Raw genomic sequence first — 23223 nt, 5'->3', positions numbered from 1 at the left:
GCTACTTCTTCTTTCGACGGTTCTTGCGCTGCGGCTGTTCACGCTGGCCCTTGGCCTGCTGCTCTGCCGCGGCGGCGGCAGCGGCATCAGCGTCTTCCTTCTTCACGCCTACTGGAGGCAGGCCCTTGGCGGCGCGGCGAGCGTTAAGTTCGCGCTCTGCTTCCGAACCAGGGGTCGGGTTGTTGCGGATAACCCAGAACTGCTGGCCCAGGGTCCACAGGTTCGAAGCGGTCCAGTAAATCAGCACACCGATTGGGAAGTTGATACCACCGATACCGAAGACCAGGGGCAGGATGTACAGCATCATCTTCTGCTGCTGCATGAACGGGCCCTCGAGGGCCTCCTTGCTCATGTTCTTGGTCATCAGCTGTCGCTGGGTGAAGAACTGCGATGCGGTCATTGCAAGGATCATGACCACCGCAACGATGATCACTGCCCAGTTGATGGCACCGGAATTGATGGTGCCCAAGAAGGTCTCGGACAGCGGAGCGCCCAGGATCGAGGAATTGTCGAAGCTGCGGATGTGCTCAGCGGACAGAGCGCCGATCGAACGTCCATCATCGCTGGCGCGGGAGGCTTCGTTCAGAACGCGGAACAGCGCGAAGAAGAACGGCATCTGCACGAGCAGGGGCAAGCAGGAAGACAGCGGGTTGGTCTTATGCTTCTTGAACAGCGCCTGCTGCTCCTGAACCATAGCCTGGCGCGACATCTGGTCGGTCTTGCCCTTGTACTTGGCCTGCAGCTTGCGCAGATCAGGCTGCAGTGCCTGCATCGCGCGCTGGGACTTGATCTGCTTGACGAACACTGGGATCAGCAAAGTACGGATCAGCAGCACGAGGAAGATGATCGACAAGGTCCAGGTAACACCCGAATCCCCGTTCATTCCAATCGCGGTGAACAGTTCGTGGAATGCCCACAGAACCCACGAGACTACGTACGTAAACGGAGTCAGTATCGTGTCTAGGAAGTTGTTCATCAGTGGTCGAGCTCCTTGCGGCCGCTTTCCGCGGCGTCTTCATCGTCGGGAATCACAGGATGATTCAGAACTATGATCCTCGGCAGTTTGCCTTCTGGCCAAATCCTCGGTCCCTCAGGAACGTGGTCGACGCCTCCGTGGGACCACGGATTGCATCGGAGAATCCGCCAAGTGGTCAATCCGGCGCCTTTGACAACGCCGTGCTGAGTCACTGCTTCGAGCCCATAGGCAGAACAGCTAGGAAAGTATCGGCATACATCGCCATATAGTGGCGAGATGAGTTTTCGGTAAGTCTTGAGCAGCCCGATAACGATGTTGCGTGGGATATCGATGATGAACCACAGCAAACCGGTACGCGGAGCTAAGTCCTTACGCATCAGCGCGCCTCAATCTTGCGCAAAACAGCGGAGAAGGCTGAATTGACCTGGGAGTTGAGTTCTTCCCAAGAGAGTTCGGCGGCGCCAGGAAGTGCACGGAAGACGAAATCGACGTCGCCGTCCACGCGCCGCAGCTCGTGGGCGATTTCCCGCATTCGTCGTTTGGTGAGATTCCTTTTAACGGCAATACCTACAGCCTTGGAAACAATGAATCCAAACCTGTCACCAAGGAACTCTTCGGTTTCTCGGTGCCGTGCATATAGCACGACGTTCCGGCGTCCGCTTCGGACGCCGGAACGTACAGTGGCTGTAAGGTCTTGCGCTAGGCGCAGTCGCTGATTCTTAGGCAACATCGGCTTCGGGTTGCTCTTTAGCTGAGCTCGTTGAAGTCATGCTGCCAAGAGCTGTTTCGCAAATTTATGCGGACAGCTCGGTGCGACCCTTGCCGCGACGTGCCGAAAGGATGGCACGACCTGCACGGGTACGCATACGAAGGCGGAAGCCATGCTTCTTCGAACGACGACGGTTGTTAGGCTGAAAAGTCCGCTTGCTCACGGTGACACTCCAAAACGTTTTAGATGATGCGTACTACCCGTTACTAGCTAGCTGGATAACAACAGGATGACGCTCGTGCTTTTTATAAAATGCGCTTTTTTCGCGGGCTCTTCCAAAAATGAGCAAGTCGCAAAAAGATGCGCATAGGACTGAATAACAATAGAAAACTATGCGCGCAAGGTCAAATTGGCGCACGAGTTCTGCCCATGCTCCCTACTTCGAGAGTCGGCCTGTGAATAATCTACCCCAGACTTGTGGATTAAGGCTGTGCATAACGAAAGAAAATTCACAGTTTTCCGCAAAACAGCTAGTCATCTCGCAGCGAAAAACGCTTGATTTCAAGGGAAAACCCGTTTTCCACAGTAATAACATCCGCTTTTTCCACGGAGCTGTGCATAACTGTGTGGATGATGGATAGAATCAATGCAGACGTGGTCCAGAAAACGACGTTTCAGAAGCCTGGAAACAGGATTCTTGTGACCAAGATTGCATTTATACGGAAGCGGGGCGCCCTTAGTGAGCAGCGACGAAACCAATAGCATTGGTAGCTCTTGGCGCCAAGTCATCCGGAAGATCGAGGATGATGATCGCGTCAAGGCGCGTTACCGTGCCTTCGTATCGCTGGCTAAACCTCAGGGACTAATCGGTACGACGCTCTTAGTTGCGGTACCCAATGACCTCACCCGCGATATTTTGCAGACTCAGCTGCGCGAGCCGCTGGATGAAGCACTGCGAGAAGTCTTCCAGGACGAGATCCGTTGCGCCGTCAGCGTTGATCTCTCGCTCTCGGATGAGCTCGAAGAAGATGAGCCTGAAGCCAAAGCCGCCGCGCCGTCAGCTCCAGCAGTCGTTGAGACTCCTGGTCCGCGCCCCCAGCCAGCACCGCAGCCAACTCCCCCATCGAATTCGCAGGAGTTCGGCCGGCTGAACCCGAAGTACATTTTCGACACCTTCGTGATCGGCTCATCGAACCGCTTTGCCCACGCCGCAGCCGTTGCTGTTGCCGAAGCGCCGGCCAAGGCCTACAACCCGCTGTTCATCTATGGTGATTCAGGTCTGGGCAAGACTCACTTGCTGCATGCCATTGGCCACTACGCACGCCATCTCTACAAGGGCATCCGCGTGCGCTACGTGAACTCCGAAGAGTTCACCAATGATTTCATCAACTCGATCCGCGACGACGAGGGCGCAAGTTTCAAGCAGACTTACCGCAATGTCGACATTCTGCTCATTGACGACATTCAGTTCTTGGCCAACAAGGACGCTACCCAGGAAGAGTTCTTCCATACCTTCAATGCGCTGCACAACCACAACAAGCAGGTTGTCATCACCTCTGATCTGCCTCCCAAGCAGCTGCAGGGATTCGAAGACCGCATGCGTTCGCGCTTCGAGTGGGGCCTGCTGACCGATATTCAGCCACCAGAGCTGGAGACGCGTATTGCGATTTTGCGTAAGAAGGCCGACGCTGAAAATCTTTCAGCTCCAAGTGATGTCATGGAGTACATTGCTTCGCGTATTTCCACGAATATCCGGGAACTCGAAGGTGCTTTGATCCGTGTCACCGCTTTCGCGTCGCTGAATAACCAGCCCGTGGACCTTGCATTGGCCGAAACCGTGCTCAAGGACTTGATCAGCGAAGACGGGGCCCAGGAAATCACGCCGTCGACCATCATCAAGCAGACCGCAGAGTACTTCGGACTGAGTATTGATGAGCTGAACAGCAAGTCGCGAACTCGTACTTTGGTCACCGCGCGCCAGATCGCCATGTACTTGCTGCGTGAGCTTACCGACATGTCGCTGCCGAAGATTGGTGCAGAACTTGGCGGCCGCGACCACACCACCGTGATTCACGCGGATCGTAAGATCCGTGAGCTCATGGCCGAGCGCCGAGCGATCTTTAATCAGGTCACCGAGCTAACCAACCGGATTAAGCAGAGCCAGCGGGAGCACTAGCGGCGAGAAATCACAGGTGTGGATAAGACTGTGGATGATTTGGTGACGACCTGCGGATAAGTGCGCAAACCATGTGGACGTTAAAAATCATGGAACTGAGTATCAACAGGATGATGGAACTGAGTCTCATGTTCAACCACAGATTGTTCACATGCACAATCGTGGGCGGGTCTGGGGTTACAGGCCTTATCCACAGTATCCACAAGGGTTATTAACACTTCTCCTTTAAACCCTTAATCATCCAAATAACGAGTCCACTCCACACCCTCGAGCCAAATCCTGTGCAGAACAATTTTTTGTTGCATCGTCCACACTTCGTTCATTGAGCAGACGTTGCGCTATCAGGGCGTGGCAAGATTAGATGGATAAAACGTGCAATTACCTGCTCTATGCTTAAGAACTTGGCGAGGGAACAACCTTCTTGGCCTGACTTAAGACTTATGGGTTCCGAAAGGCGGATTTTTCGTGAAGTTCAGCGTTGAAAAGGATGTATTGGCAGACGCCGTATCCTGGACTGCCCGGTCCCTGGCACAGCGACCACCATCACCTGTTTTGGCTGGCATTCTTATCACCACCCATGAAGGCCTGGTTCGGCTCGAGGGATTCGACTATGAGATTTCCTCGCATATTGAGATTCCCGCGGACATTTCTGAGCAGGGTTCGATCTTGGTTTCCGGCAAGCTCTTGGCTGAGATCACCCGATCGCTGCCTAACTCGACGGTCACCTTGGAGACCGAAGGCTCGAAGATCTCGCTGACCTGTGGCCGTTCACGATTCCACCTGGCCACCATGCCAGTTGATGAATACCCAACCCTGCCTGAACTTCCAGCTATCGCCGGCACTATCGATGGCCTAGCATTCTCCGAAGCTGTATCGCAGGTTATCGTTGCGGCGTCCAAGGACGACACCTTGCCAGTTCTCACCGGCATCAAGGTTGAAATTGAAAATGACCTGATCACATTCTTGGCCACGGACCGCTACCGTCTGGCTCTGCGTGAACTCAATTGGACTCCGAACCAGGCAGAAATCTCGACCTCCTTCCTGATCAAAGCCAAGACCCTCAACGAAGTTGCCAAGACTCTCTCGAGCTCTGGCGAGCTGAAGCTTGCAATGAGCGAGAACGGAGAAATGGTTGGCTTCGAAAGCTCCAACCGCCGGACCACTTCGCTGCTGATCAATGGCGAATACCCGAAGATCCGCTCGCTGTTCCCAAGCGACACCCCAATCCATGCCACCGTTCGCACCAGCGAGCTGATGGAAGCTGTTCGTCGTGTATCGGTGGTTGCCGAACGCAATACCCCAGTTCGCATGGCTTTTACCGATGGCCAGCTGACCTTGGATGCTGGCACCGGCGAAGACGCGCAGGCTGAAGAAGCTATTGTTGCGTCTCTTCGCGGCGAAGACATCGTCGTTGCCTTCAACCCGACCTTCTTGTCCGAAGGCCTGAACTCCTTCAATACCGATTTCGTGCGCTTCTCCTTCACCAGTGCGCCCAAGCCGGCTATGCTGACCGGCCAGAAGAAGCTGGATGAGGATGACCAGGACCAGTATCGCTACCTCGTGATGCCGGTTCGGTTGCCCAACTCGAACTAAGCCAATTTCGTGGTGGATGGCTAAAGCCATCCACCACCTTCTTTCTGTCAGGACCTCGGTGTATATCTCGCAGCTTTCACTCACGGGCTTCCGCTCGTATGCGCAGGCCGACGTGCACCTGGCCCCTGGGATCAACGTTCTGATCGGCCCCAACGGCGTCGGCAAAACCAATATCGTTGAGTCCGTTGGCTATTTGGCCAATCTCTCTTCGCATCGCGTGAGCAATGACGCCCCTTTGCTGCATTTCGGTTCTGAGCGCGCGCTGATCCGCGGCACCGTGCATCGCGGCCCGCAAACCACAGTGATCGAGGTCGAAATCACCAGTGGCAAGATCAATCGTGCCCGCATCAACCGGGCCAACCCGGTTCGCGCTCGGGAGATCCTGGGCATGGTGCGCACCGTGCTCTTCGCCCCGGAGGACATGGCGCTGATCAAGGGCGACCCGTCCAACCGCCGCAAGTTCTTGGACGAGCTCCTGGTAGCCCTGCGCCCGGTAGAAGCCGGCACCAAGAACGACTACGACCGCATCGTGAAGCAACGCAATGCCCTGCTCAAATCCATCCGCGGCAAGTCCAAGCTGAGCACCTCGCAGGAAAACACCCTCAAGGCCTGGGATCTGCAGTTGGCCTTGACGGGCGCTCGATTGATCCGCGGACGCCTTGACGTCCTGGTCTTGATTCGCCCGTACATGCAGGCCGCCTACGCGGATTTGGCCGATGGCGCGAAGGAAGCGCGCGCCGTCTACCGGTCCTCGCTCGAGGGCGAACTCGATGAAAACAGCCTGCCGGCAGAGGATCTTGAGTCCTTGGACCAAGAAGAAATCCAGGAACTGCTGCTGAACGCCATTGAAGTTAATCGCGGTCGGGAAGTCGACCGCGGAATTTCGCTCTTTGGACCGCACCGGGACGATCTGACCCTGATCCTGGGACCGACCCCTGCCAAGGGCTATGCCTCGCACGGGGAAACCTGGTCCTTTGCCCTGGCCCTGCGCCTTGCCGCCTACCGTGTTTTCGGCGATGACGATCCGCGCCCAGGTTCCGGACCCATCCTGATCCTTGATGATGTCTTTGCCGAACTGGACACCACCCGTCGTGATCGTTTGGCGCATATCGTTGCCGGAGCCGAGCAGGTTCTGGTGACCGCCGCCGTTGTCGAAGATGTTCCAGAAGCACTGAAGGGACATTTCTTCCAGGTCTCCCCTGGCCAGGTTGTCGATGCATGAGCCATCAGAACGGGATGAACACCGCTTCGATCCAGAGATCGATGCGGCCAAAGCACTGCTCAACCGCATGCGGAAGCTCGCCGAAGAACGTGGCGAGAAGCGCATAGATGCGGCGCGCATGGACAAAGTGCGCAAGCGAAAAGCCGCCCGCCGCGGATTCGCCGCTGAAAAGCCGGAATCCGCCGAGGGGGCGATCCGCGATCCGCGCGCCATCGGCGAAGTAGTCTCCCGCTTGTCCAAGTCCCGCGGCTGGAACACCCAGGTCGCGGTCGGATCGGTACTCGGCCGCTGGCCCGACATCATTGGCGTGGAGAACGCGAAGCACTGCAAGCCGGAATCCTTTGAAGACACGGTGGTGGTGATGCGCTGCGATACAACAGCGAGAGCTGCGCAAATGCGCCTGCTCAGCCACGATATTCTGAAGAAATTCGATGCCGAGTTGGGTCCCGGGATCGTCACCGTGATCAAGGTGCTCGGGCCTAATGCTCCCTCCTGGCGCCATGGCATGCGTTCGGTGGCCGGCCGGGGTCCACGCGACACCTACGGGTAGAAATTGCTGGCACGGCATATGGCGCACTCACGGACCCGGAGGGTGGATCCCCCCACACTTGATCGCCCCAACTGCCTCAGAACGTCAATTAGCAGCTTTTGGTGGGCGATTTAGGCCTCAAAGTCACCGTTTATTTTGGTCTACGCGGTAGAATTAGAGGTAGTGAAATGACTCCGCTGCGGGCTTGCCCGGCGGCGGTGTCCCTCCAGACCATGATTGCCTGACGCGCTGAATCCATCGCAGCGGGCAATCGCGCGCCAAATCCGAGGAGTTCGTAGCACCCGTGTCTACCGAAAATGCTTCACCGCAGGAACCGGCTGAAAGCCAAGCCCCCGCGGAATCGATGACTTCCAAAGTCGAACACACTTACGGCGCCCAGGATATTACCGTCCTCGAAGGACTCGAAGCGGTACGCAAACGCCCGGGCATGTACATCGGTTCCACCGGCCCTCGAGGCCTGCACCACTTGGTCTACGAAGTCGTCGACAACTCCGTCGATGAGGCGCTGGCTGGCTACTGCGACACCATCAACGTCACTCTGCAGGCCGATGGCGGCGTGCGCTGTGAAGATAACGGCCGCGGCATCCCAGTAGACATCCACCCAACCGAGGGCAAGCCAACCGTAGAGGTTGTCATGACCATCCTGCACGCAGGCGGCAAGTTCGGCGGCGGCGGCTACGCGGTCTCCGGCGGCCTGCACGGTGTGGGCATCTCCGTGGTGAACGCCCTGTCCGAGAAGGTCGACACCATCGTGCGTCGCCAGGGCCATGCGTGGCGCATCGGCTTCGGCAACGGCGGCCACACCGTCCAGGAGCTGACCAAGGGCGAAGAAACCGAGCTGACCGGCACCAGCCAGACCTTCTACCCGGATCCGGAAATCTTCGAGACCACCGAATTCGATTTCGAGACGCTTCGCGCCCGTTTCCAGCAGATGGCCTTCCTGAACAAGGGCCTGCGCATCACCCTCACCGATGAGCGAGTGCAGGACAACGAAGAGCCCGAGGCCGAGGTCGAGGAGGAAATCGAGAACCAGGTAGTCAAGCCGCGCACGGTGGACTACCTGTACAAGGACGGCCTGCTGGACTACGTCAAGCACCTGAACGCCGCCAAGAAGATCGAACTGGTCCACGACGAGGTCATTGCCTTCGAATCCGAAGATGCTGCCCGCGGCATCAGCCTGGAAATCGCGATGCAGTGGACCAGCGCCTACGCCGAATCCGTGCACACCTACGCGAACACCATCAACACCCATGAAGGCGGCACCCACGAAGAGGGCTTCCGCGCGGCCCTGACCGGCCTGCTCAACCGCTACGCACGCGATAACAAGATCCTGCGCGAAAAGGACGACAACCTCACCGGCGAGGACGCCCGCGAAGGGTTGACCGCCGTGATTTCGGTCAAGCTCTCCGAGCCCCAGTTCGAGGGCCAGACCAAGACCAAGCTGGGCAACTCGATGGCCCGAGGCTTCGTCCAGGGCGTGGTCAACGAGGAACTGGGCGACTGGTTCGAGCGCAACCCGAACGTGGCCCGCGACATCATCCGCAAGGCCCAACTGGCTTCGCAGGCCCGCATGGCCGCCCGCAAGGCCCGCGACAACGCCCGCCGCAAGTCGCCGATGGAATCCTTCGGCATGCCGGGCAAGCTCTCGGACTGCTCCTCGAAGAACCCTGCCGAGTGCGAAGTGTTCATCGTGGAGGGCGACTCCGCAGGCGGCTCCGCCAAGCGCGGACGCGACCCGCACACCCAGGCCATCCTGCCGCTGCGCGGCAAGATCCTGAACGTGGAACGTGCCCGCCTGGACCGCGCGCTGGGCAATGCCGAAGTGCAGGCGATGATCACCGCCTTCGGCACCGGCATCGGCGAAGAGTTCGACATGGCCAAGCTGCGCTACCACAAGATCGTGCTGATGGCCGATGCCGACGTGGACGGCCAGCACATCACCACGCTGCTGCTGACCTTGATCTTCCGCTTCATGCGCCCGCTGATCGAGCACGGCTACGTCTACCTGGCAGCCCCGCCGCTGTACCGCATCAAGTGGTCCAATGCGCCGCATGACTACGTGTTCACCGACAAGGAACGCGACCAGGAGCTGCTTGCCGGCCAGGCCGCCAACAAGCGCCTGCCCAAGGACAACGGCATCCAGCGCTACAAGGGCCTGGGCGAGATGGACTACTCGGAACTGTGGGACACCACCATGGATCCGGAGCACCGTACGCTGCGCCAGGTCACCATGGATGACGCGGCCGCCGCGGACGAGGTGTTCTCCGTGCTGATGGGCGAGGACGTCGAGTCCCGCCGTAACTTCATCCAGCAGAACGCCAAGGACGTGCGCTTCCTGGATATCTAGCCGGCCGCCGCCACCACAGATATCCACCGAAGACTTTTTTGACTTGTAAGGGAAGAAATTGAGCGACGAGCAAACCCCTGAGAACGCACCAATGGACGGCGAGATCATCGAGCCGGTCCCAGAAGGCGGTCGCATCGACCAGATCGACCTGCAGACCGAAATGCAGCGTTCGTACCTCGACTACGCCATGGCCGTTATTGTCGGCCGCGCGCTGCCGGATGTGCGCGATGGCCTGAAGCCGGTGCACCGCCGCGTGCTGTACGCAATGTACGACGGCGGCTACCGCCCTGAGCGCTCGTACAACAAGTGCGCCCGCGTGGTCGGCGAAGTCATGGGCCAGTACCACCCGCACGGCGACACCGCGATCTACGATGCGCTGGTCCGCCTGATCCAGGACTGGGTCATGCGCTACCCGCTGGCCCTGGGCCAGGGCAACTTCGGCTCCCCGGGCAACGACGGCGCCGCCGCCCAGCGTTACACCGAAACCAAGATGGCCCCGCTGGCCATGGAAATGGTCCGCGACATCAACGAGAACACCGTTGATTTCCAGGACAACTACGACGGCAAGAACCAGGAACCAACGGTTCTTCCGGCGCGTTTCCCCAACCTTTTGGTCAACGGCTCCTCCGGCATCGCCGTGGGCATGGCCACCAACATCCCGCCGCACAACCTGCGCGAAGTCGCCGAGGGCGTGCAGTGGTACTTGAAGAACCCGGAAGTTTCGCGCGAGGAGCTGCTCGCCGAGCTGATGCTGCGCGTGAAGGGCCCGGACTTCCCATCCGGCGCCATGATCCTGGGCACCAAGGGCATCGCCGATGCCTACCGCACCGGCCGCGGCTCGATCACCATGCGCGCAGTGGTCAACGTGGAGGAAATCCAGGGACGCACCTGCCTGGTGGTCACCGAACTGCCGTACATGGCCAACCCGGATAACCTCGCGGTGAAGATCGCCGAACTGGTCCGCGACGGCAAGATCGCCGGCATCGCCGACATGCGCGACGAGACCTCGGGCCGCACCGGCCAGCGCCTGGTCATCGTGCTCAAGCGCGATGCCGTGGCCAAGGTAGTGCTGAACAACCTGTACAAGCACACCGAGCTGCAGTCCAACTTCTCGGCCAACATGCTCGCGATCGTCGACGGGGTGCCGCGCACCCTGCCGCTGGATGGATTCATCCGCCACTGGGTCACCCACCAGATCGAAGTGATCGTCCGCCGTACTGAATACCGCCTGAAGAAGGCCGAGGAAGAAGCCCACATCCTGCGCGGCCTGCTCAAGGCCCTGGATGCCCTGGACGAGGTCATCGCCCTGATTCGCCGCTCGGCTACCACCGAGGCGGCGCGCGACGGGCTGATGGAGCTGCTGGACATCGACGAGGCGCAGTCCCGCGCCATCCTCGACATGCAGCTGCGCCGCCTGGCCGCCCTCGAGCGCCAGAAGATCCAGGATCGCCATGCCGAGCTCGAGCGCATGATCGCCGAATTCCAGGCGATCATCGCCGATCCGGCACGCCAGCGCCAGATCGTCTCCGAAGAACTGCAGGAAATCGTCGACAAGCACGGGGACGAGCGCCGTACCAAGGTGCTGATGGGCTACGACGGCGACATGAGCGTCGAAGACCTGATTCCCGAAGAGGAAATGGTCGTCACCATCACCCGCGGCGGCTACGTCAAGCGCACCCGCATCGACAACTACCGTTCGCAGGCACGTGGCGGCAAGGGCATCAAGGGCGCGAACCTGCGCGGGGACGACGTGGTGGAGCACTTCTTCGTCACCTCGACCCACAACTGGCTGCTGTTCTTCACCAACCACGGCCGGGTTTACCGCACCAAGTGCTACGAGCTGGCCGAGGCCGGCCGCGATGCCAAGGGCCAGCACGTAGCCAACGTGATGGCCTTCCAGCCGGACGAGCACATTGCCCAGGTGCTGGACCTGCGCACCTACCAGGATGCGGCCTACCTGATGCTGGCTACCCGCAACGGCTTGGTCAAGAAGACCCGCCTGGAGGATTACGACACCAACCGCACCGCCGGCGTGATCGCGATCAACCTGCGCGAGGACGATGAACTGGTCTCCGCGCAGCTGGTCAGCGAATCCGATGACGTGATGCTCGTCTCACGCAAGGGCCAGTCGGTCCGCTTCACCGCCACCGATACCGCGCTGCGCCCCATGGGCCGTGCAACCTCGGGCGTGACCGGTATGAAGTTCCGCGAAGACGATGAACTGCTGGCAGCCGACGTGGTCCGCGAAGGCTCCTACGTCTTCACCGTGACCAACGAGGGCTACGCCAAGCGCACCACCGTCGAGGAATACCGTGTGCAATCCCGCGGTGGTTTGGGCATTAAGGTGGCCAAGCTCAACGAGGAACGCGGTGAGCTGGTTGGCGCGCTGATCGTCGACGAGACCGATGAGGTCTTGGTGGTGATGGGCTCGGGCAAGGTGGTCCGCTCGGCCGTTTCGCAGGTTCCTTCCAAGGGCCGCGACACGATGGGCGTCATCTTCGCCAAGCCGGACAAGAAGGACCGGATCCTTGCGGTTGCCAAGAACTCTGAGACTGAGCTCGAAGAGAACTTGGAGGAAGATGCCGTAACGTTGGACGCAGAAAACACGATCGATGAGTCATCGGCTGTGCCAGAAAACGAATCCGGCGCGGAAAATGATGACAACACTAACGGAGGTAACGCATGAGCACGCCCTCGACGCCACGCCCCAGCGGCGGTGCCCCGAAGAGCGCAGCGCCGCGACCTACCCAGGTAAAGCGTCCAGCTCCGACCGGTACTGGCGCCCGTCCGGCTAGCGCCGGCGCACGACCAGCAGCAGGCCAGGCACGTCCAGCGGGCCAGCGCCCGACAGGAGCGCCGCAGCGCCCAACCAGCCAGCAGCGTCCGGCCAATGGCCAGGATCGCCTGGTTCGTCCAGCGCCCAAGGCGAAGGTCCGCAAGGCCCGCCTGCTGGTTTCCAAGGTGGAGCCCTTCTCGGTTCTGAAGCTGGCCTTCCTGCTCTCGGTAGCTTTCGGTGTGATCACCGTGGTTGCCGCCGTGGGCATCTGGGCTGTCTTGGATCTGACCGGAACCTTTGATGCGTTCAACCAGCTGATGCGCGAGGCCATTGGCGCCGACGGCAACTTCGACCTGCGCGACACCATGTCGCTGGGCCAGGTGGCTTCCTACGCGACGATCATCGCAGTGGTGAACGTAGTGGTAATTTCCGTGGTCTCCATGCTTGGCGCGGTGCTGTACAACATTGCTGCTTCACTGGTCGGCGGAGCCGGAGTGACCCTCACCGACGACTAGGAACACCCCAAGTCGAGCCCGGGATTCATGCTGTGATGCATGACACCCGGGCTCGATTTGTATCTTTGGGAGAACACCGGTAAAGTTTTATTTCGTTCCGAAGGGAACAAAAACAAAAGCAAGGGCGTATAGCTCAGGCGGTTAGAGCGCTTCGCTGATAACGAAGAGGTCCCAAGTTCAAGTCTTGGTACGCCCACGGAAACCTTGCTGGAGAGAAAGAGGGAGTAATGAAAAAGTTCCTGGTTCTCGCATCGATCGCGGCTGCTGCAGTAGTCTTGGTCAAGAAAGCGAAGGCTTCGTCGGAAACGAAGGAAACCTGGCATCAGGTAGCCGATAAAGTTTCCTAAAGCTTTTGGGGCCTTAGCTCAGTTGGTAGAGCGTCTGCTTTGCAAGCAGAATGTCAGGAGTTCGATTCTCCTAGGCTCCACAAAAGAAAGTGGCGGAAAGTGAAAACTTTCCGCTAATTCTTTTTGATTGATCCGGTTGGATTGGTCTTGGAGTGGAAACTTCAAAATTGAATACGGGGCCTTAGCTCAGTTGGTAGAGCGTCTGCTTTGCAAGCAGAATGTCAGGAGTTCGATTCTCCTAGGCTCCACATTTGCCAAAAGGCGGAAAGTGAAAACTTTCCGCCTTTTGCGTATCCAGAAGAAAATTCTATTTCGCTAGTGCCGGATCCGGGCCATCCGGACATGCTCATAGTGTCCAATAAGCTGCTCGCCAATGCTGTGCCAGGACCGATCCTGGACACTGCTAAGCGCAGCGCTGGCAAAAGCCAGCCGTTTCGCATCGTCATAGGCCAAGTCGCTGACCCGACTGCGCAGCTCACTAAGGTTTCCTGGCTGATAGAGCCAGCCCGTGCGCGAGGAATCCACCAGATCCAGCGGTCCCCCACGGCCTACGGCCACGACAGGCACACCACAGGCCATGGCTTCCTGAATGGTCTGGCAAAAGGTCTCTGAGGCGCCAGGATGCACAAAGATGTCCATCGAAGCCATGACCTCGGCCAAGCGTTCCCCGGAAAGGAAACCGGTGAAGTGGGCGTTGGGCAAAAGGCTGCGCAGTTCGTCCTCGAGTGGGCCGGAACCGACGATCACCAGCCGAGTATTCTCAAGACTCGCCAGGGCCTGCAGGTCCGCGACCTGCTTCTCTGCTGCCAGCCGGCCGACGTAGCCAATGACTACCTCGTCATTCGGGGCAACCGCCTGCCTGAACTGCTCGCTTCGCCGTCTTGGCGTGAACTGCGCTGTATCTACTCCCCTGCCTGAAATGGCAAGCCGCGGAACGCCCAGAGATTCGAGCTGGTGGTAGGAAAACGTGCTTGGAACCAGAGTGAGGTCCGCACCCGTGTGGATCGCTCTGACGTGCTCCCAGAGCCTCTGCGTCAGCCACGGCATTTTGTAGCGTGCCGCGTAGCTGGGAACCTCGGTCTGATACAGCGCCACGGTGGGCAATTCGAGTTCCTGTGCAGCGCGCAGAGCCTGCCATCCAAGGATGAACGGGCTAGCCAGATGAACTACGTCGACGCGCTCTCGAGCCAGCATCTTGCGCAGGCGCGCCACACTGGTGGTAGCGACCCGAACCTCGGGATAGCTTGCCAAAGGCATCGACGGAACTGTGAGGATCTTGAAGCCCTGATAGAGCTTTGGCACGCCATGGCCCGACAGCTCCCCTGCCAGCGAGCCTGCAGGGGTAATGACCACGGCCTCCTGGCCAGTCTGCCTGAGGTGATCCAGCGTCTTGAGGATTGAGTTGGTGACCCCATTGAAATGGGGAAGGAACGATTCAGCGACGATTGCTACCTTCACATCTTCAGCATGCTTTTCGTCAATTACACGCAAGTGAATATGACAAGGGTAGTGGATTAACTTCAGTTGTCTCGTTGTGGCCGCAACTCTTTAGTGGCAAAATACCTAGGTGCCCTATGAACAGTCCAGCCCTTCCGCTGCGGCGGCAAATGCCAACAAGAACGAAAAAGACTCCCGCATCGCGGTACTGCTCTTCCCTGTGCTGATTTTGCTGGGCGGACTGTGCGGAATGCTCGTTCCCCAAGCGTTCGTGGGGTTTTCCGGATGGATAAATCCCCTGCTGATGGTGATCATGTTCTGCATGGGGCTGACGCTGACCTTGCCAGACTTCGCCCTGGTGTTCAAGAACCCGTTGCCGGTGCTCGGCGGTGTCGCAGCGCAGTTCATCCTGATGCCATCCATGGGCTGGCTGGTCGCCACGCTGCTGCAGCTTGAACCTGCCTTGGCCGCCGGCCTGATCCTGGTTGGCTGCGCACCAGGAGGCACGGCATCGAATGTGGTTTCCTACCTGGCTCGAGGCAACGTCGCCCTGTCCGTTGCCATGACTTCCGTGTCGACCTTGCTCGCACCGCTGCTGACCCCGGCGCTGGCCTTGTGGCTGGCTGGCCAGTACATGCCAGTCGATGCTGGATCCATGGCCGTCAGCGTCATCAAGATCGTACTGATCCCTGTGGTCCTAGGCATCGTCCTGCGCATGCTGTTCAACCAGTTCGTGGCGAAGATCGGTGGTGTGCTGCCATGGCTGTCGGTACTAGCCATCACCTTCGTGGTGACGGTCATCGTCGCGGGCAGTGCACAGACGATTTTGACTGCTGGCCTGCTGGTCCTGGTTGCGGTCATTTTGCATAATGCCCTGGGCCTGGCTTTGGGGTATGCAATGGGTGTCCTGTTGCGCGTTCCCGAAGCTTCCCGGCGAACAATCGCCATCGAAGTCGGGATGCAGAATTCAGGCCTCGCCGGTGGGCTAGCGAAGCAATACTTCTCGCCTGAAGCCGCTCTGCCAGGTGCCGTATTCTCTGTTTGGCATAACTTGTCCGGCGCATTGATCGCAGCTTATTGGCGGAGAAAAGACGCTAAATAGCTCGAGAGGGCGGGCGCGGATAAAAGTATTCCGTCATAAGAATATCTTGATCTGTCCAAGTATTCGCCGGATCCGGCACGTTCCAAGTTCGAATGAAGCCCATGCGCTGGGAAACTGTAATCTTGGTTGGTGACCATCTTGCTTGCCTTGGTCGGAATTCTCGGGATTTCGGCATCTGGCCCCATTATTGCCGCCTTCCCTGGTGTCCCGGTTCTCTCCATGGCCTTTTGGCGCAATGGAGCTGCGGCGGCCGCGCTCAGCGCACCGGCACTGCGAAAGAACTCCAAAGCTTATCTGCAGATGACCGGGCGAGAATGGTTCTTCACCGGGGTAGCAGGTGTAGCTCTCGCACTGCATTTCGTGTGCTTCATGTATTCGATGCGACTAACCAGCGTGGCTGCTGGAACGGCACTGGTGTGCATCCAAGGTGTCTGGATCGCGATTTACCAGGTTCTTCGCGGAACCAAATATCGAACGCAGGTTTTCCTTGGCATGGGCATTGCGCTGCTTGGTGCAATCATCATCACGGGATTCGACATGGGGCTGGGACGTGATGCCATCATTGGCGACCTCTTGGCACTAGCCGGTGGCGTCTTGGCCGCTGTGTACACGCTGGCCGGATCCGTGGCTCGCAGGACCTTGGGAACTACAACGTATGCCTCGAGCTGCTATGCCATTACCGCCGCAGTGCTGCTAATCCTGTGTTTCCTGACTGGAACGCCGATTTGGGGTTTCGACGCCCGAGGATGGATGGCGATCATTCTGCTGACGCTTTGCGCGCAGATCTTTGGCCATACCGCCATGAATCATTTGCTCAGCGTGCTCGGTCCGCTCACGGTCTCGACGCTGATTCTGCTCGAGATTCCTGGCGCGGCAATCCTAGCGGCAATGTTCTTGGGGCAGGTAGTTCCTATCGCTACCTATGCCGGGTTGGCCGTGATACTTGTTGGGCTTGCCCTCGTGATTCGAGGGCAAGCCCAACCAAAAGCAGCCTAGACGGCTTTATTTGTCATCTTCGAGGATTTCGCGGATTTCTTCCACGCTGGCTTCACGCGATTCAACAGGCTCGTGCGGTTGTGCAGGAAGTGGTTCGTTTTCCCATGGATCCTCAATTGGTTTCGAGGCCTTCCACACGGCTACCAGCACTGCGACAAGTCCCGCAATCAAGCCAACGGCTAGTACTTTTCCTGCTTTGCTCTTCTTGCTCATGCATTGCTCCCGATCCGAAAAAATTCACGCTAACCGACAGTTCAAGACTAGGCAGTTCTATGCCCAGTGGCCAGCAGTATCGGACAAGCAACCTAAGAATGGTCCAAATTTTCTCTCAACGCGTACGTCAGTATTTAGCGGGTCGAGCATAGATCATGGAAGAATGAAGGCATGACCGCAAACGCAACTCATAAAGCCACGATTCACACTACTTTGGGCGATATCGTTGTCGATCTCTTCGGCAACCACGCACCAAAGACCGTAAAGAACTTCGTTGGCCTCTCGACCGGTGAGCAGGAGTGGGTACACCCAGAATCCGGTGACAAGAAGACCAACACCCCGCTGTACAGCGGAACCATCTTCCACCGCATCATTTCTGATTTCATGATTCAGGGTGGCGACCCACTGGGCCAGGGCTTCGGCGGCCCAGGCTACCAGTTCGATGATGAGATCCACCCAGAACTGAACTTCAACGAGCCTTACAAGCTGGCCATGGCCAACGCGGGCATCCGCATGGGCCGTGGAACCAACGGTTCGCAGTTCTTCATCACCACCGTTCCTACCACCTGGCTGCAGGGCAAGCACACCATCTTCGGTGAAGTCCTTGACGCTGACTCGCGCAAGATCGTTGACGCGCTGAACGCCGTTGCTACCGATGGCCGTGACAAGCCACTGGAAGACGTCGTTATCAACTCGGTCGACATCGAGACCCTGTAACAACACAGGCGCACCAACCCGAGGCTCCGACGATTCCCTAGCGGCATTGTCGGGGCCTCGAGTATTTAATCCTTCTCCCCCAACTCAAGGCAGGTACTGATGTCCTTTGGACAGGTTTTCCCAGAGGGCCAAGCAACTCCGACGTGCTATCGACACCCGCAGACGGTGTCCTATGTTTCATGCCACCGGTGCGGACGTCCGGTCTGCCCGCAGTGCCAGGTCTCTGCGCCTGTAGGTGTGCAATGCGTAGACTGCGTCGCGCAAGCCAATAAGAACCTGCCGCGGCAGAAGACCCAATTCGGTGGCCGGGCTCGATCCGGTGCTCCTGTTATCACCTACACTTTCATCGGCCTGAACGTGCTGGTGTATCTGCTGCAGTGGATCATCCCTGGATTCACCAATCAGCTTGTACTTGCGCCGGCTCTGGCCGCCTATGAGCCATGGCGCCTGATCACCAGCGCCTTTGCCCACTCCACGAGCTCCTTCTTGCACCTTGCCATGAACATGTACGGCGTCTACATCTTCGGCACCATGCTCGAACCAAGGATGGGACGGCTGCGCTTCACCTGGCTATACCTGCTCAGCGCTTTTGGCGGTTCACTGGGCGTTCTCCTGCTGAGCAACCCGATCAGCGCCACGCTCGGCGCTTCGGGCGCACTGGCAGGCTTGTTCCTCGCAACTTTCGTAGTGTTCCGTTCCAACAAGCAGGCACTTCGCTCCATGGGAATTATCCTGGCGCTGAATGTCGTTCTCGGCTTCGTTATTCCCAGTATTTCGTGGCAGGGGCATCTGGGCGGAGCGATATTGGGTATCCTCGCAGCCTGCTGCATTGTGCTGATCCCGCGAAGTAATCCACAGCGTGCGCGTACCCAGATACTTTTACTCACGGCCTTGTCGATTGCGTTGCTGGCAGCCCTTTACCTCTCCACGGAAGCAGTGAAGTGGCCCTTGGGATAGTTCGAAAAGAAGCAATGCAGTTATCCACACTGCTTATCCACACTGTTAATAACTTACAAGCGTGTAACTCTCGAGGCCTAGTGGTTATTAACAGCCCCAAGACCCCGTGATATCAGGGATATTCGCCTTGGAGTACCCAATACTCACAACCTTGTCCCCAGTTGTGGATAACTTTTTAACAACCCCTGTAGATAGTGCATATACGAATCCACCGACTGTTAATAACTTCGGGTTCGAAAGTTTAAACGAATCATGAGAATCACGGTTCAATAAGCGGAATCACGCCTTATCCACAGCCGGAATCCACAGTGTTAATAACTTACAAGCATGTCATTTCAGTTTCCAATATCCCCGTTGACCTGTACTTTATCCGAAAAATTGTGAACTCTACCCAAGTTCTCCCCAGCTGTGGATAACTTTGTGAACAACTGTTTATAAAAGTTGTTCACAGTCACTGTGGATAAGAGTGTTTGCCTGTGGATTACTTGGTGAGAACTGGCAGGATCAACATGATGGCAAAGATGAGCATGACGATTCCGATAAGTACATCAAGTACCTGCCACGCCTTGGGGTTGGCAAAGAGCGGGGCAAGGAAACGTGCGGCGTAGGCAAGTGCGAAGAACCAAGTGAAGCTGGCAATGATCGCACCAGTGGCGAAATAGGGTGCGCCTGCGGCTTGGGAAGTAGCAATTGAACCAAGAAGCAGTACCGTGTCGATATAGACATGTGGATTCAGCCAGGTGAGGGCCAACGTCGTTCCGATGATCGAGACGGCTGTTGTTGCACCGGGGAGCCCTGAGACTTTCAGCGCCTCGGGCTTCAGTGCTCGGCGGAAAGCGAAAATCGCGTAGCTTGCCAGGAAGATGAAACCGCCTATTCGCGCAATCACCAATATCCAGGGCGCTCGGTCGACAAGCGCTCCCATGCCGCTGGCTCCGGCGGCAATCAGGATCGCATCTGATAATGAGCACACCAAAGCGGTGATGAAAACATGCTCTTTCCTGATTCCCTGGCGCAGCACAAACGCATTTTGCGCACCGATGGCGACGATGAGGGACAGGCCAGTGGTAAAGCCGAAGAACAAGGATCCAGAGAGCATGTAGAAACTGTAAGAGATTAGCTGATCTGCGTCGAACTTAAGCTTCTGATTCTAGATTAGAGTTCCTAATGTGAACATGGATGTGGAACACCTCGAAACCCTGCTTGCGGTAGTTGATGCGGGAAGCTTCGACGATGCCTCGATTGATCTGGGAGTGACCGCTTCGGCCGTCAGCCAGCGCATCAAGGCCTTGGAGAACCGCCTGGGCGCAGTCCTGCTCGTCCGCAGTCGCCCGGTTAGGCCTACCGAGCATGGACTGAAAGTTCTGCGCTATGCGCGACAGATGACATTGCTCAGTGCAGAGTTCTCCAAAGAGATAGCCTCCGAAAAACTGGTCCCGATCGCCATTGGAGTCAACGCGGATTCGCTCTCCACTTGGTTCGGTCCGGTATTCTACGAGCTCGCGAAGTTCGAAGACCTCTCCTGTGAAATAGTGCGTACCGATGAAAACAGGGGACTGGAGCTACTTCGAACCGGTCGCGTCAGCGCTGTGGTCACCAATGCGGAGGAGAATATCCAGGGATGCATCAGTGACAAACTGGGTGCACTGCGCTATCGCGCAGCAGCGCCAGCTTCGGTGGTCGAACGCCATGTACCTACTGGGGCCGTGGAAGAGCTCATTCGCACTCCGATGGTGGTCTTCGATCGTGAGGATCCCCTGCAGCATGAGATGCTCCAGCGGGTTGCCGGGGCTAAAGCGCGACCGGAAGGCCAAGTCCACCATGTTCCAGATTCCATGCAGTTCGTTGCGGCCATAGAAGCGGGGATGGGGTGGGGGATGGTTCCAGAAACGCAGCTGCAGAAAGCCAGCGGGCTGCAGGTACTCAACGAGCAATGGTTTATCGATGTGCCACTGTATTTTCAGCGCTGGGCTGTGGACTCGCAGATCCTCGCGAGGATAGGTGGCATTTTGGTCACAGCCGCGAGACAGCAAGGCCTGCATTTGCTAGCCTGAGGTGGTCACCAGCAATCATTGCTTGGACCCGGACGAGGGAGCCGTACCCGGAGCGCGACAAGACGGCCAGAAAGTATCTGGCATGCATTGGGTAATTTTGATCGTTTCCGGACTATTCGAAGCGGTATGGGCCATCGCTCTTGGCATGAGCGAGGGGTTCTCCAAACTCGTTCCGACCATCGTCTTCTTCGCGGCGCTGGTTGTGTCCATGGGTGGACTGGCCTACGCCATGAAGGAAATCCCCGTCGGCACTGCATATGCCATCTGGGTAGGCATCGGAGCCTCGCTTGCCGTCATTTACTCGATGGCCACCGGACAGGAAGCCTTCAGCGTACTGAAGATGGTCTTCATTCTCGGATTGGTTGGTTGCATCATCGGCTTGAAAGCCGTCAGCCACTAATATCAAAAGCCGCCATTAAACAACTTCGCCGGCCCCCTCAGCAGGGGGCCGGCGATACGGCTATTTCCAGCCCGTTGTCATGAAAAAGCCGACCATCGCAATACCGAAGCCGACAACGATGTTCCAACCGCCGATATTCGGAATCGGGTACAGGGTCTGCGAAACGTAATAAACGATGATCCACAGCAGGCCCAGAAGCATCAGTCCGAACATGACTGGCTTGTACCAGCCCGGCATCGGCTTATCGATGGCATGGGCGCTCTGGCGCGTCTCCTGCGGCTGTGAATTCTTCTTGCGTCGTGGCTTTGACTCCGGCACTCGAATGCTCCCTCGGCTTCATCTGCTTAATGTAGTAAATGTGGGTGACCTTCAGGTCTTCCCGGTAGGCTTGGGTGCAAGAATGCTGAGAACTGCTTAGTGCATTCCTACGTAGCTTCCATACTAGCCGTTACCCGCTGGAACTCTGGGTTTTGGCCAGTATCGACCCATCTTAGTTGACCTATTTCGCGCATTTCTTTCCCCTAAGGAGCCAGACCGCCGTGAACCGATCAGCCACTGCGCAGGGACGTCGCATGCAGCACCGACGACCGTCGGCAGGAAACCGTATTGCCGGATTCTTTGGCGAACTGCTGATCACCCTTGGCATCTTGCTGATGCTCTACGTGGTGTGGGAACTGTGGTGGACGAATATCGACTCGGCCCAGGCCCAGAAGGAAGTCACCGCAAACCTCGTGCAAGAACTTGGCGAGGTCGTGGTGCCGGAAGGCAACGAGGAGGAAGAGGAGAAGGACTACGGTCCGGCTCCGGTCACGGAAGTGGCTCCCGGAGAAACTTTCGGGATCATGTATTTCCCGCGCTTTGGCGCTAGCGGATCGCACCACCCGGTGACCTACGGAGTGGAAGACCACGTGATCGATAACCTCGGCATTGGCTATTACCCGACCACGCAGCAACCGGGGGAGCTGGGCAACTTCGCCGTAGCGGCCCACCGCCAGACCCATGGCCAGGTCTTCTGGGATATTGACAAGCTGCAAGACGGCGACAAGATCTATCTGCAGACTGCACAGGGGTATTACACCTACACCTGGTACGCCACCGAGATTGTGGCTCCATCCAATGGCGATGTCCTGTTGCCTACCCCGCACCAGTGGGGAGTGGAACCAACGAAGTCCATCTTGACCATGACCACCTGCCATCCGAAGTACTCGACCCAGCAACGCATGATCGCGTATTCGGAACTCACCGATTGGCGTCCTCTGGATGCAGGTCCGCCGAAGGAAATCCGTGACATGGTCATCGACGCAACGAGCTAGGAGAAGAGATGTACGCCTGGATATTTAGAAATCTGCCCGGCCCTTTGTGGCTTCGTATTTTTGAAGCATTGATTCTCATTGCCGCGATCGTGCTATTACTGATGATGTACGTTTTCCCATGGCTGAACCAGTACATCAGCCCATTCACCGATTCAACGATTGGCCAGAGCACCCCGTGAGCAGCACCAGGATCCTCGTGATCGATAATTACGACAGCTTTGTGTACACCCTCGTGGGTTACCTGCAGGAGCTGGGCGCGGAAACCACCGTATACCGCAACGACGATTTGAGCGTTGGGGAAGCAACCAAGTTGGCTGCGGAATACGACGGTGTGCTGATCTCCCCGGGCCCGGGCGAGCCTGCAGGAGCGGGTGTCAGCATCGATCTGATCAAGTGGTGCGGGCAGCAGCGCAAGCCAATGCTCGGTGTCTGCCTTGGGCATCAGGCGCTCGCTGAAGCCTATGGCGGCACGGTCACGCACGCCGAAGAACTAATGCACGGCAAGACCTCGCTGGTGAGCCACGAAAACCACCCGGTCTTCAACCAGGTAGCCAACCCCTTCACCGCAACGCGCTACCACTCCCTGGCAGCCGTACGCGAGAGCATCCCTGCTGAGCTTGAAATCATCGCTGCTACCGCCGGGGGAGTCATCATGGGGCTGGCGCACCGGGAAGCACCACTATGGGGCCTGCAGTACCACCCAGAGTCGGTGCTGACCGAGCAGGGATACCAGATGCTGGGCAATTGGCTGGAATTCGTAGGACTTCAGGGGGCAGCCAAGAAGGCCACGACCCTGAGCCCGCTCTTCAGCGGAGAGTAGCCT

24 protein-coding genes, 3 tRNA genes and 1 riboswitch are annotated in these 23223 nt (G+C 57.9%); of the genes, 19 read left to right on the top strand and 8 right to left on the bottom strand.

The window, feature by feature from the left end:
• Window position 1: 1 nt before the first annotated feature.
• The 4 genes from yidC to rpmH all read right to left on the bottom strand — a co-directional run bounded on the left by yidC (window position 2) and on the right by rpmH (window position 1908).
• Complete coding sequence (yidC, locus tag ACFVHU_RS12810) at window positions 2-976, bottom strand: membrane protein insertase YidC (protein WP_105658696.1); 975 nt, start codon at window positions 974-976, stop codon at window positions 2-4.
• A complete protein-coding gene (yidD, locus tag ACFVHU_RS12805; RefSeq protein ID WP_105662201.1) occupies window positions 976-1353 on the bottom strand; it encodes a membrane protein insertion efficiency factor YidD in 378 nt (125 codons plus the stop codon). Before yidD ends, yidC begins: the two co-directional genes overlap by 1 nt.
• Window positions 1353-1706 carry a ribonuclease P protein component gene (gene rnpA / locus ACFVHU_RS12800; RefSeq protein ID WP_105658694.1) on the bottom strand — a complete coding sequence of 118 codons (354 nt, stop codon included), beginning with the start codon at window positions 1704-1706 and terminating at the stop codon, window positions 1353-1355. Before rnpA ends, yidD begins: the two co-directional genes overlap by 1 nt.
• 64 nt (window positions 1707-1770) lie before the next feature.
• A complete protein-coding gene (gene rpmH, locus ACFVHU_RS12795; protein ID WP_075972541.1) occupies window positions 1771-1908 on the bottom strand; it encodes a 50S ribosomal protein L34 in 138 nt (45 codons plus the stop codon).
• Between the two features lie 516 nt (window positions 1909-2424).
• On the opposite strand from rpmH, the gene dnaA reads away from it, so the two are divergent.
• The 11 genes from dnaA (at window position 2425) to ACFVHU_RS12740 (ending at window position 13459) form a co-directional block, all read left to right on the top strand.
• Window positions 2425-3861 carry a chromosomal replication initiator protein DnaA gene (gene dnaA / locus ACFVHU_RS12790; protein WP_105658693.1) on the top strand — a complete coding sequence of 479 codons (1437 nt, stop codon included), beginning with the start codon at window positions 2425-2427 and terminating at the stop codon, window positions 3859-3861.
• Between the two features lie 465 nt (window positions 3862-4326).
• Complete coding sequence (dnaN, locus tag ACFVHU_RS12785) at window positions 4327-5454, top strand: DNA polymerase III subunit beta (protein ID WP_388024720.1); 1128 nt, start codon at window positions 4327-4329, stop codon at window positions 5452-5454.
• A gap of 58 nt (window positions 5455-5512) precedes the next feature.
• Window positions 5513-6676: a DNA replication/repair protein RecF gene (gene recF / locus ACFVHU_RS12780; protein ID WP_388024919.1), complete on the top strand. Its 1164-nt coding sequence runs from the start codon at window positions 5513-5515 to the stop codon at window positions 6674-6676.
• Window positions 6669-7226 (top strand): DUF721 domain-containing protein, encoded by a 558-nt coding sequence (locus tag ACFVHU_RS12775; RefSeq protein ID WP_105658690.1) that lies wholly within the window; start codon window positions 6669-6671, stop codon window positions 7224-7226. Before recF ends, ACFVHU_RS12775 begins: the two co-directional genes overlap by 8 nt.
• Window positions 7227-7569: 343 nt before the next feature.
• Window positions 7570-9573, top strand: coding sequence for a DNA topoisomerase (ATP-hydrolyzing) subunit B (gene gyrB, locus ACFVHU_RS12770; RefSeq protein WP_219844139.1), 2004 nt, complete (start codon window positions 7570-7572; stop codon window positions 9571-9573).
• A 58-nt stretch (window positions 9574-9631) separates the two neighbouring features.
• Window positions 9632-12259, top strand: coding sequence for a DNA gyrase subunit A (gene gyrA, locus ACFVHU_RS12765; RefSeq protein ID WP_105658688.1), 2628 nt, complete (start codon window positions 9632-9634; stop codon window positions 12257-12259).
• Complete coding sequence (locus ACFVHU_RS12760) at window positions 12256-12864, top strand: DUF3566 domain-containing protein (protein ID WP_105658687.1); 609 nt, start codon at window positions 12256-12258, stop codon at window positions 12862-12864. Before gyrA ends, ACFVHU_RS12760 begins: the two co-directional genes overlap by 4 nt.
• 122 nt (window positions 12865-12986) lie before the next feature.
• A tRNA-Ile gene (locus ACFVHU_RS12755) sits at window positions 12987-13060 on the top strand.
• A 31-nt stretch (window positions 13061-13091) separates the two neighbouring features.
• Window positions 13092-13211 (top strand): DLW-39 family protein, encoded by a 120-nt coding sequence (locus tag ACFVHU_RS12750; RefSeq protein ID WP_219844366.1) that lies wholly within the window; start codon window positions 13092-13094, stop codon window positions 13209-13211.
• Window positions 13212-13218: 7 nt separating this feature from the next.
• A tRNA-Ala gene (locus ACFVHU_RS12745) sits at window positions 13219-13291 on the top strand.
• A gap of 95 nt (window positions 13292-13386) precedes the next feature.
• Window positions 13387-13459: transfer RNA gene (locus tag ACFVHU_RS12740), tRNA-Ala, on the top strand.
• A gap of 67 nt (window positions 13460-13526) precedes the next feature.
• Here ACFVHU_RS12740 and ACFVHU_RS12735 read toward each other — a convergent pair.
• Window positions 13527-14669, bottom strand: coding sequence for a glycosyltransferase family 1 protein (locus tag ACFVHU_RS12735; protein ID WP_332502889.1), 1143 nt, complete (start codon window positions 14667-14669; stop codon window positions 13527-13529).
• 109 nt (window positions 14670-14778) lie between these two features.
• On the opposite strand from ACFVHU_RS12735, the gene ACFVHU_RS12730 reads away from it, so the two are divergent.
• Both ACFVHU_RS12730 and ACFVHU_RS12725 read left to right on the top strand, forming a co-directional pair.
• Window positions 14779-15750, top strand: a complete 972-nt coding sequence (locus tag ACFVHU_RS12730; RefSeq protein ID WP_332726979.1) for a bile acid:sodium symporter family protein — start codon at window positions 14779-14781, stop codon at window positions 15748-15750.
• 129 nt (window positions 15751-15879) lie between these two features.
• A complete protein-coding gene (locus ACFVHU_RS12725; protein WP_105658702.1) occupies window positions 15880-16746 on the top strand; it encodes a DMT family transporter in 867 nt (288 codons plus the stop codon).
• A 6-nt stretch (window positions 16747-16752) separates the two neighbouring features.
• On the opposite strand, the gene ACFVHU_RS12720 is transcribed toward ACFVHU_RS12725, so the two are convergent.
• On the bottom strand, window positions 16753-16959 hold the full coding sequence (locus ACFVHU_RS12720; RefSeq protein WP_105658684.1) for a hypothetical protein: 207 nt from the start codon (window positions 16957-16959) through the stop codon (window positions 16753-16755).
• Between the two features lie 171 nt (window positions 16960-17130).
• On the opposite strand from ACFVHU_RS12720, the gene ACFVHU_RS12715 reads away from it, so the two are divergent.
• Together ACFVHU_RS12715 and ACFVHU_RS12710 are read left to right on the top strand one after the other, a co-directional pair.
• Entirely contained in the window at window positions 17131-17676 is a 546-nt protein-coding gene (locus ACFVHU_RS12715) for a peptidylprolyl isomerase (RefSeq protein ID WP_105658683.1), read from the top strand.
• A 237-nt stretch (window positions 17677-17913) separates the two neighbouring features.
• Complete coding sequence (locus ACFVHU_RS12710; protein WP_332594768.1) at window positions 17914-18633, top strand: rhomboid family intramembrane serine protease; 720 nt, start codon at window positions 17914-17916, stop codon at window positions 18631-18633.
• A gap of 481 nt (window positions 18634-19114) precedes the next feature.
• On the opposite strand, the gene ACFVHU_RS12705 is transcribed toward ACFVHU_RS12710, so the two are convergent.
• Window positions 19115-19732 carry a LysE/ArgO family amino acid transporter gene (locus tag ACFVHU_RS12705; protein WP_388024718.1) on the bottom strand — a complete coding sequence of 206 codons (618 nt, stop codon included), beginning with the start codon at window positions 19730-19732 and terminating at the stop codon, window positions 19115-19117.
• 76 nt (window positions 19733-19808) lie between these two features.
• Here ACFVHU_RS12705 and ACFVHU_RS12700 point away from each other — a divergent pair, with 76 nt between their 5' ends.
• Together ACFVHU_RS12700 and ACFVHU_RS12695 are read left to right on the top strand one after the other, a co-directional pair.
• A complete protein-coding gene (locus ACFVHU_RS12700) occupies window positions 19809-20687 on the top strand; it encodes an ArgP/LysG family DNA-binding transcriptional regulator (protein ID WP_388024716.1) in 879 nt (292 codons plus the stop codon).
• 5 nt (window positions 20688-20692) lie between these two features.
• Window positions 20693-20758: riboswitch (guanidine-III (ykkC-III) riboswitch) on the top strand.
• 11 nt (window positions 20759-20769) lie between these two features.
• Window positions 20770-21087: a multidrug efflux SMR transporter gene (locus ACFVHU_RS12695; protein ID WP_105658679.1), complete on the top strand. Its 318-nt coding sequence runs from the start codon at window positions 20770-20772 to the stop codon at window positions 21085-21087.
• A 60-nt stretch (window positions 21088-21147) separates the two neighbouring features.
• Here ACFVHU_RS12695 and ACFVHU_RS12690 read toward each other — a convergent pair whose 3' ends face one another.
• Window positions 21148-21405: a cell division protein CrgA gene (locus ACFVHU_RS12690; protein WP_105658678.1), complete on the bottom strand. Its 258-nt coding sequence runs from the start codon at window positions 21403-21405 to the stop codon at window positions 21148-21150.
• A gap of 221 nt (window positions 21406-21626) precedes the next feature.
• On the opposite strand from ACFVHU_RS12690, the gene ACFVHU_RS12685 reads away from it, so the two are divergent.
• Both ACFVHU_RS12685 and ACFVHU_RS12680 read left to right on the top strand, forming a co-directional pair.
• Complete coding sequence (locus tag ACFVHU_RS12685; RefSeq protein ID WP_332730521.1) at window positions 21627-22400, top strand: class E sortase; 774 nt, start codon at window positions 21627-21629, stop codon at window positions 22398-22400.
• A 175-nt stretch (window positions 22401-22575) separates the two neighbouring features.
• Window positions 22576-23220, top strand: a complete 645-nt coding sequence (locus ACFVHU_RS12680; RefSeq protein WP_105658676.1) for an aminodeoxychorismate/anthranilate synthase component II — start codon at window positions 22576-22578, stop codon at window positions 23218-23220.
• Window positions 23221-23223: the final 3 nt, after the last annotated feature.

The sequence above is a fragment of the Glutamicibacter sp. NPDC127525 genome (genome assembly GCF_042672105.1).
GTDB lineage: Bacteria > Actinomycetota > Actinomycetes > Actinomycetales > Micrococcaceae > Glutamicibacter.
This window is presented reverse-complemented; position numbering and strand designations above follow the sequence as displayed.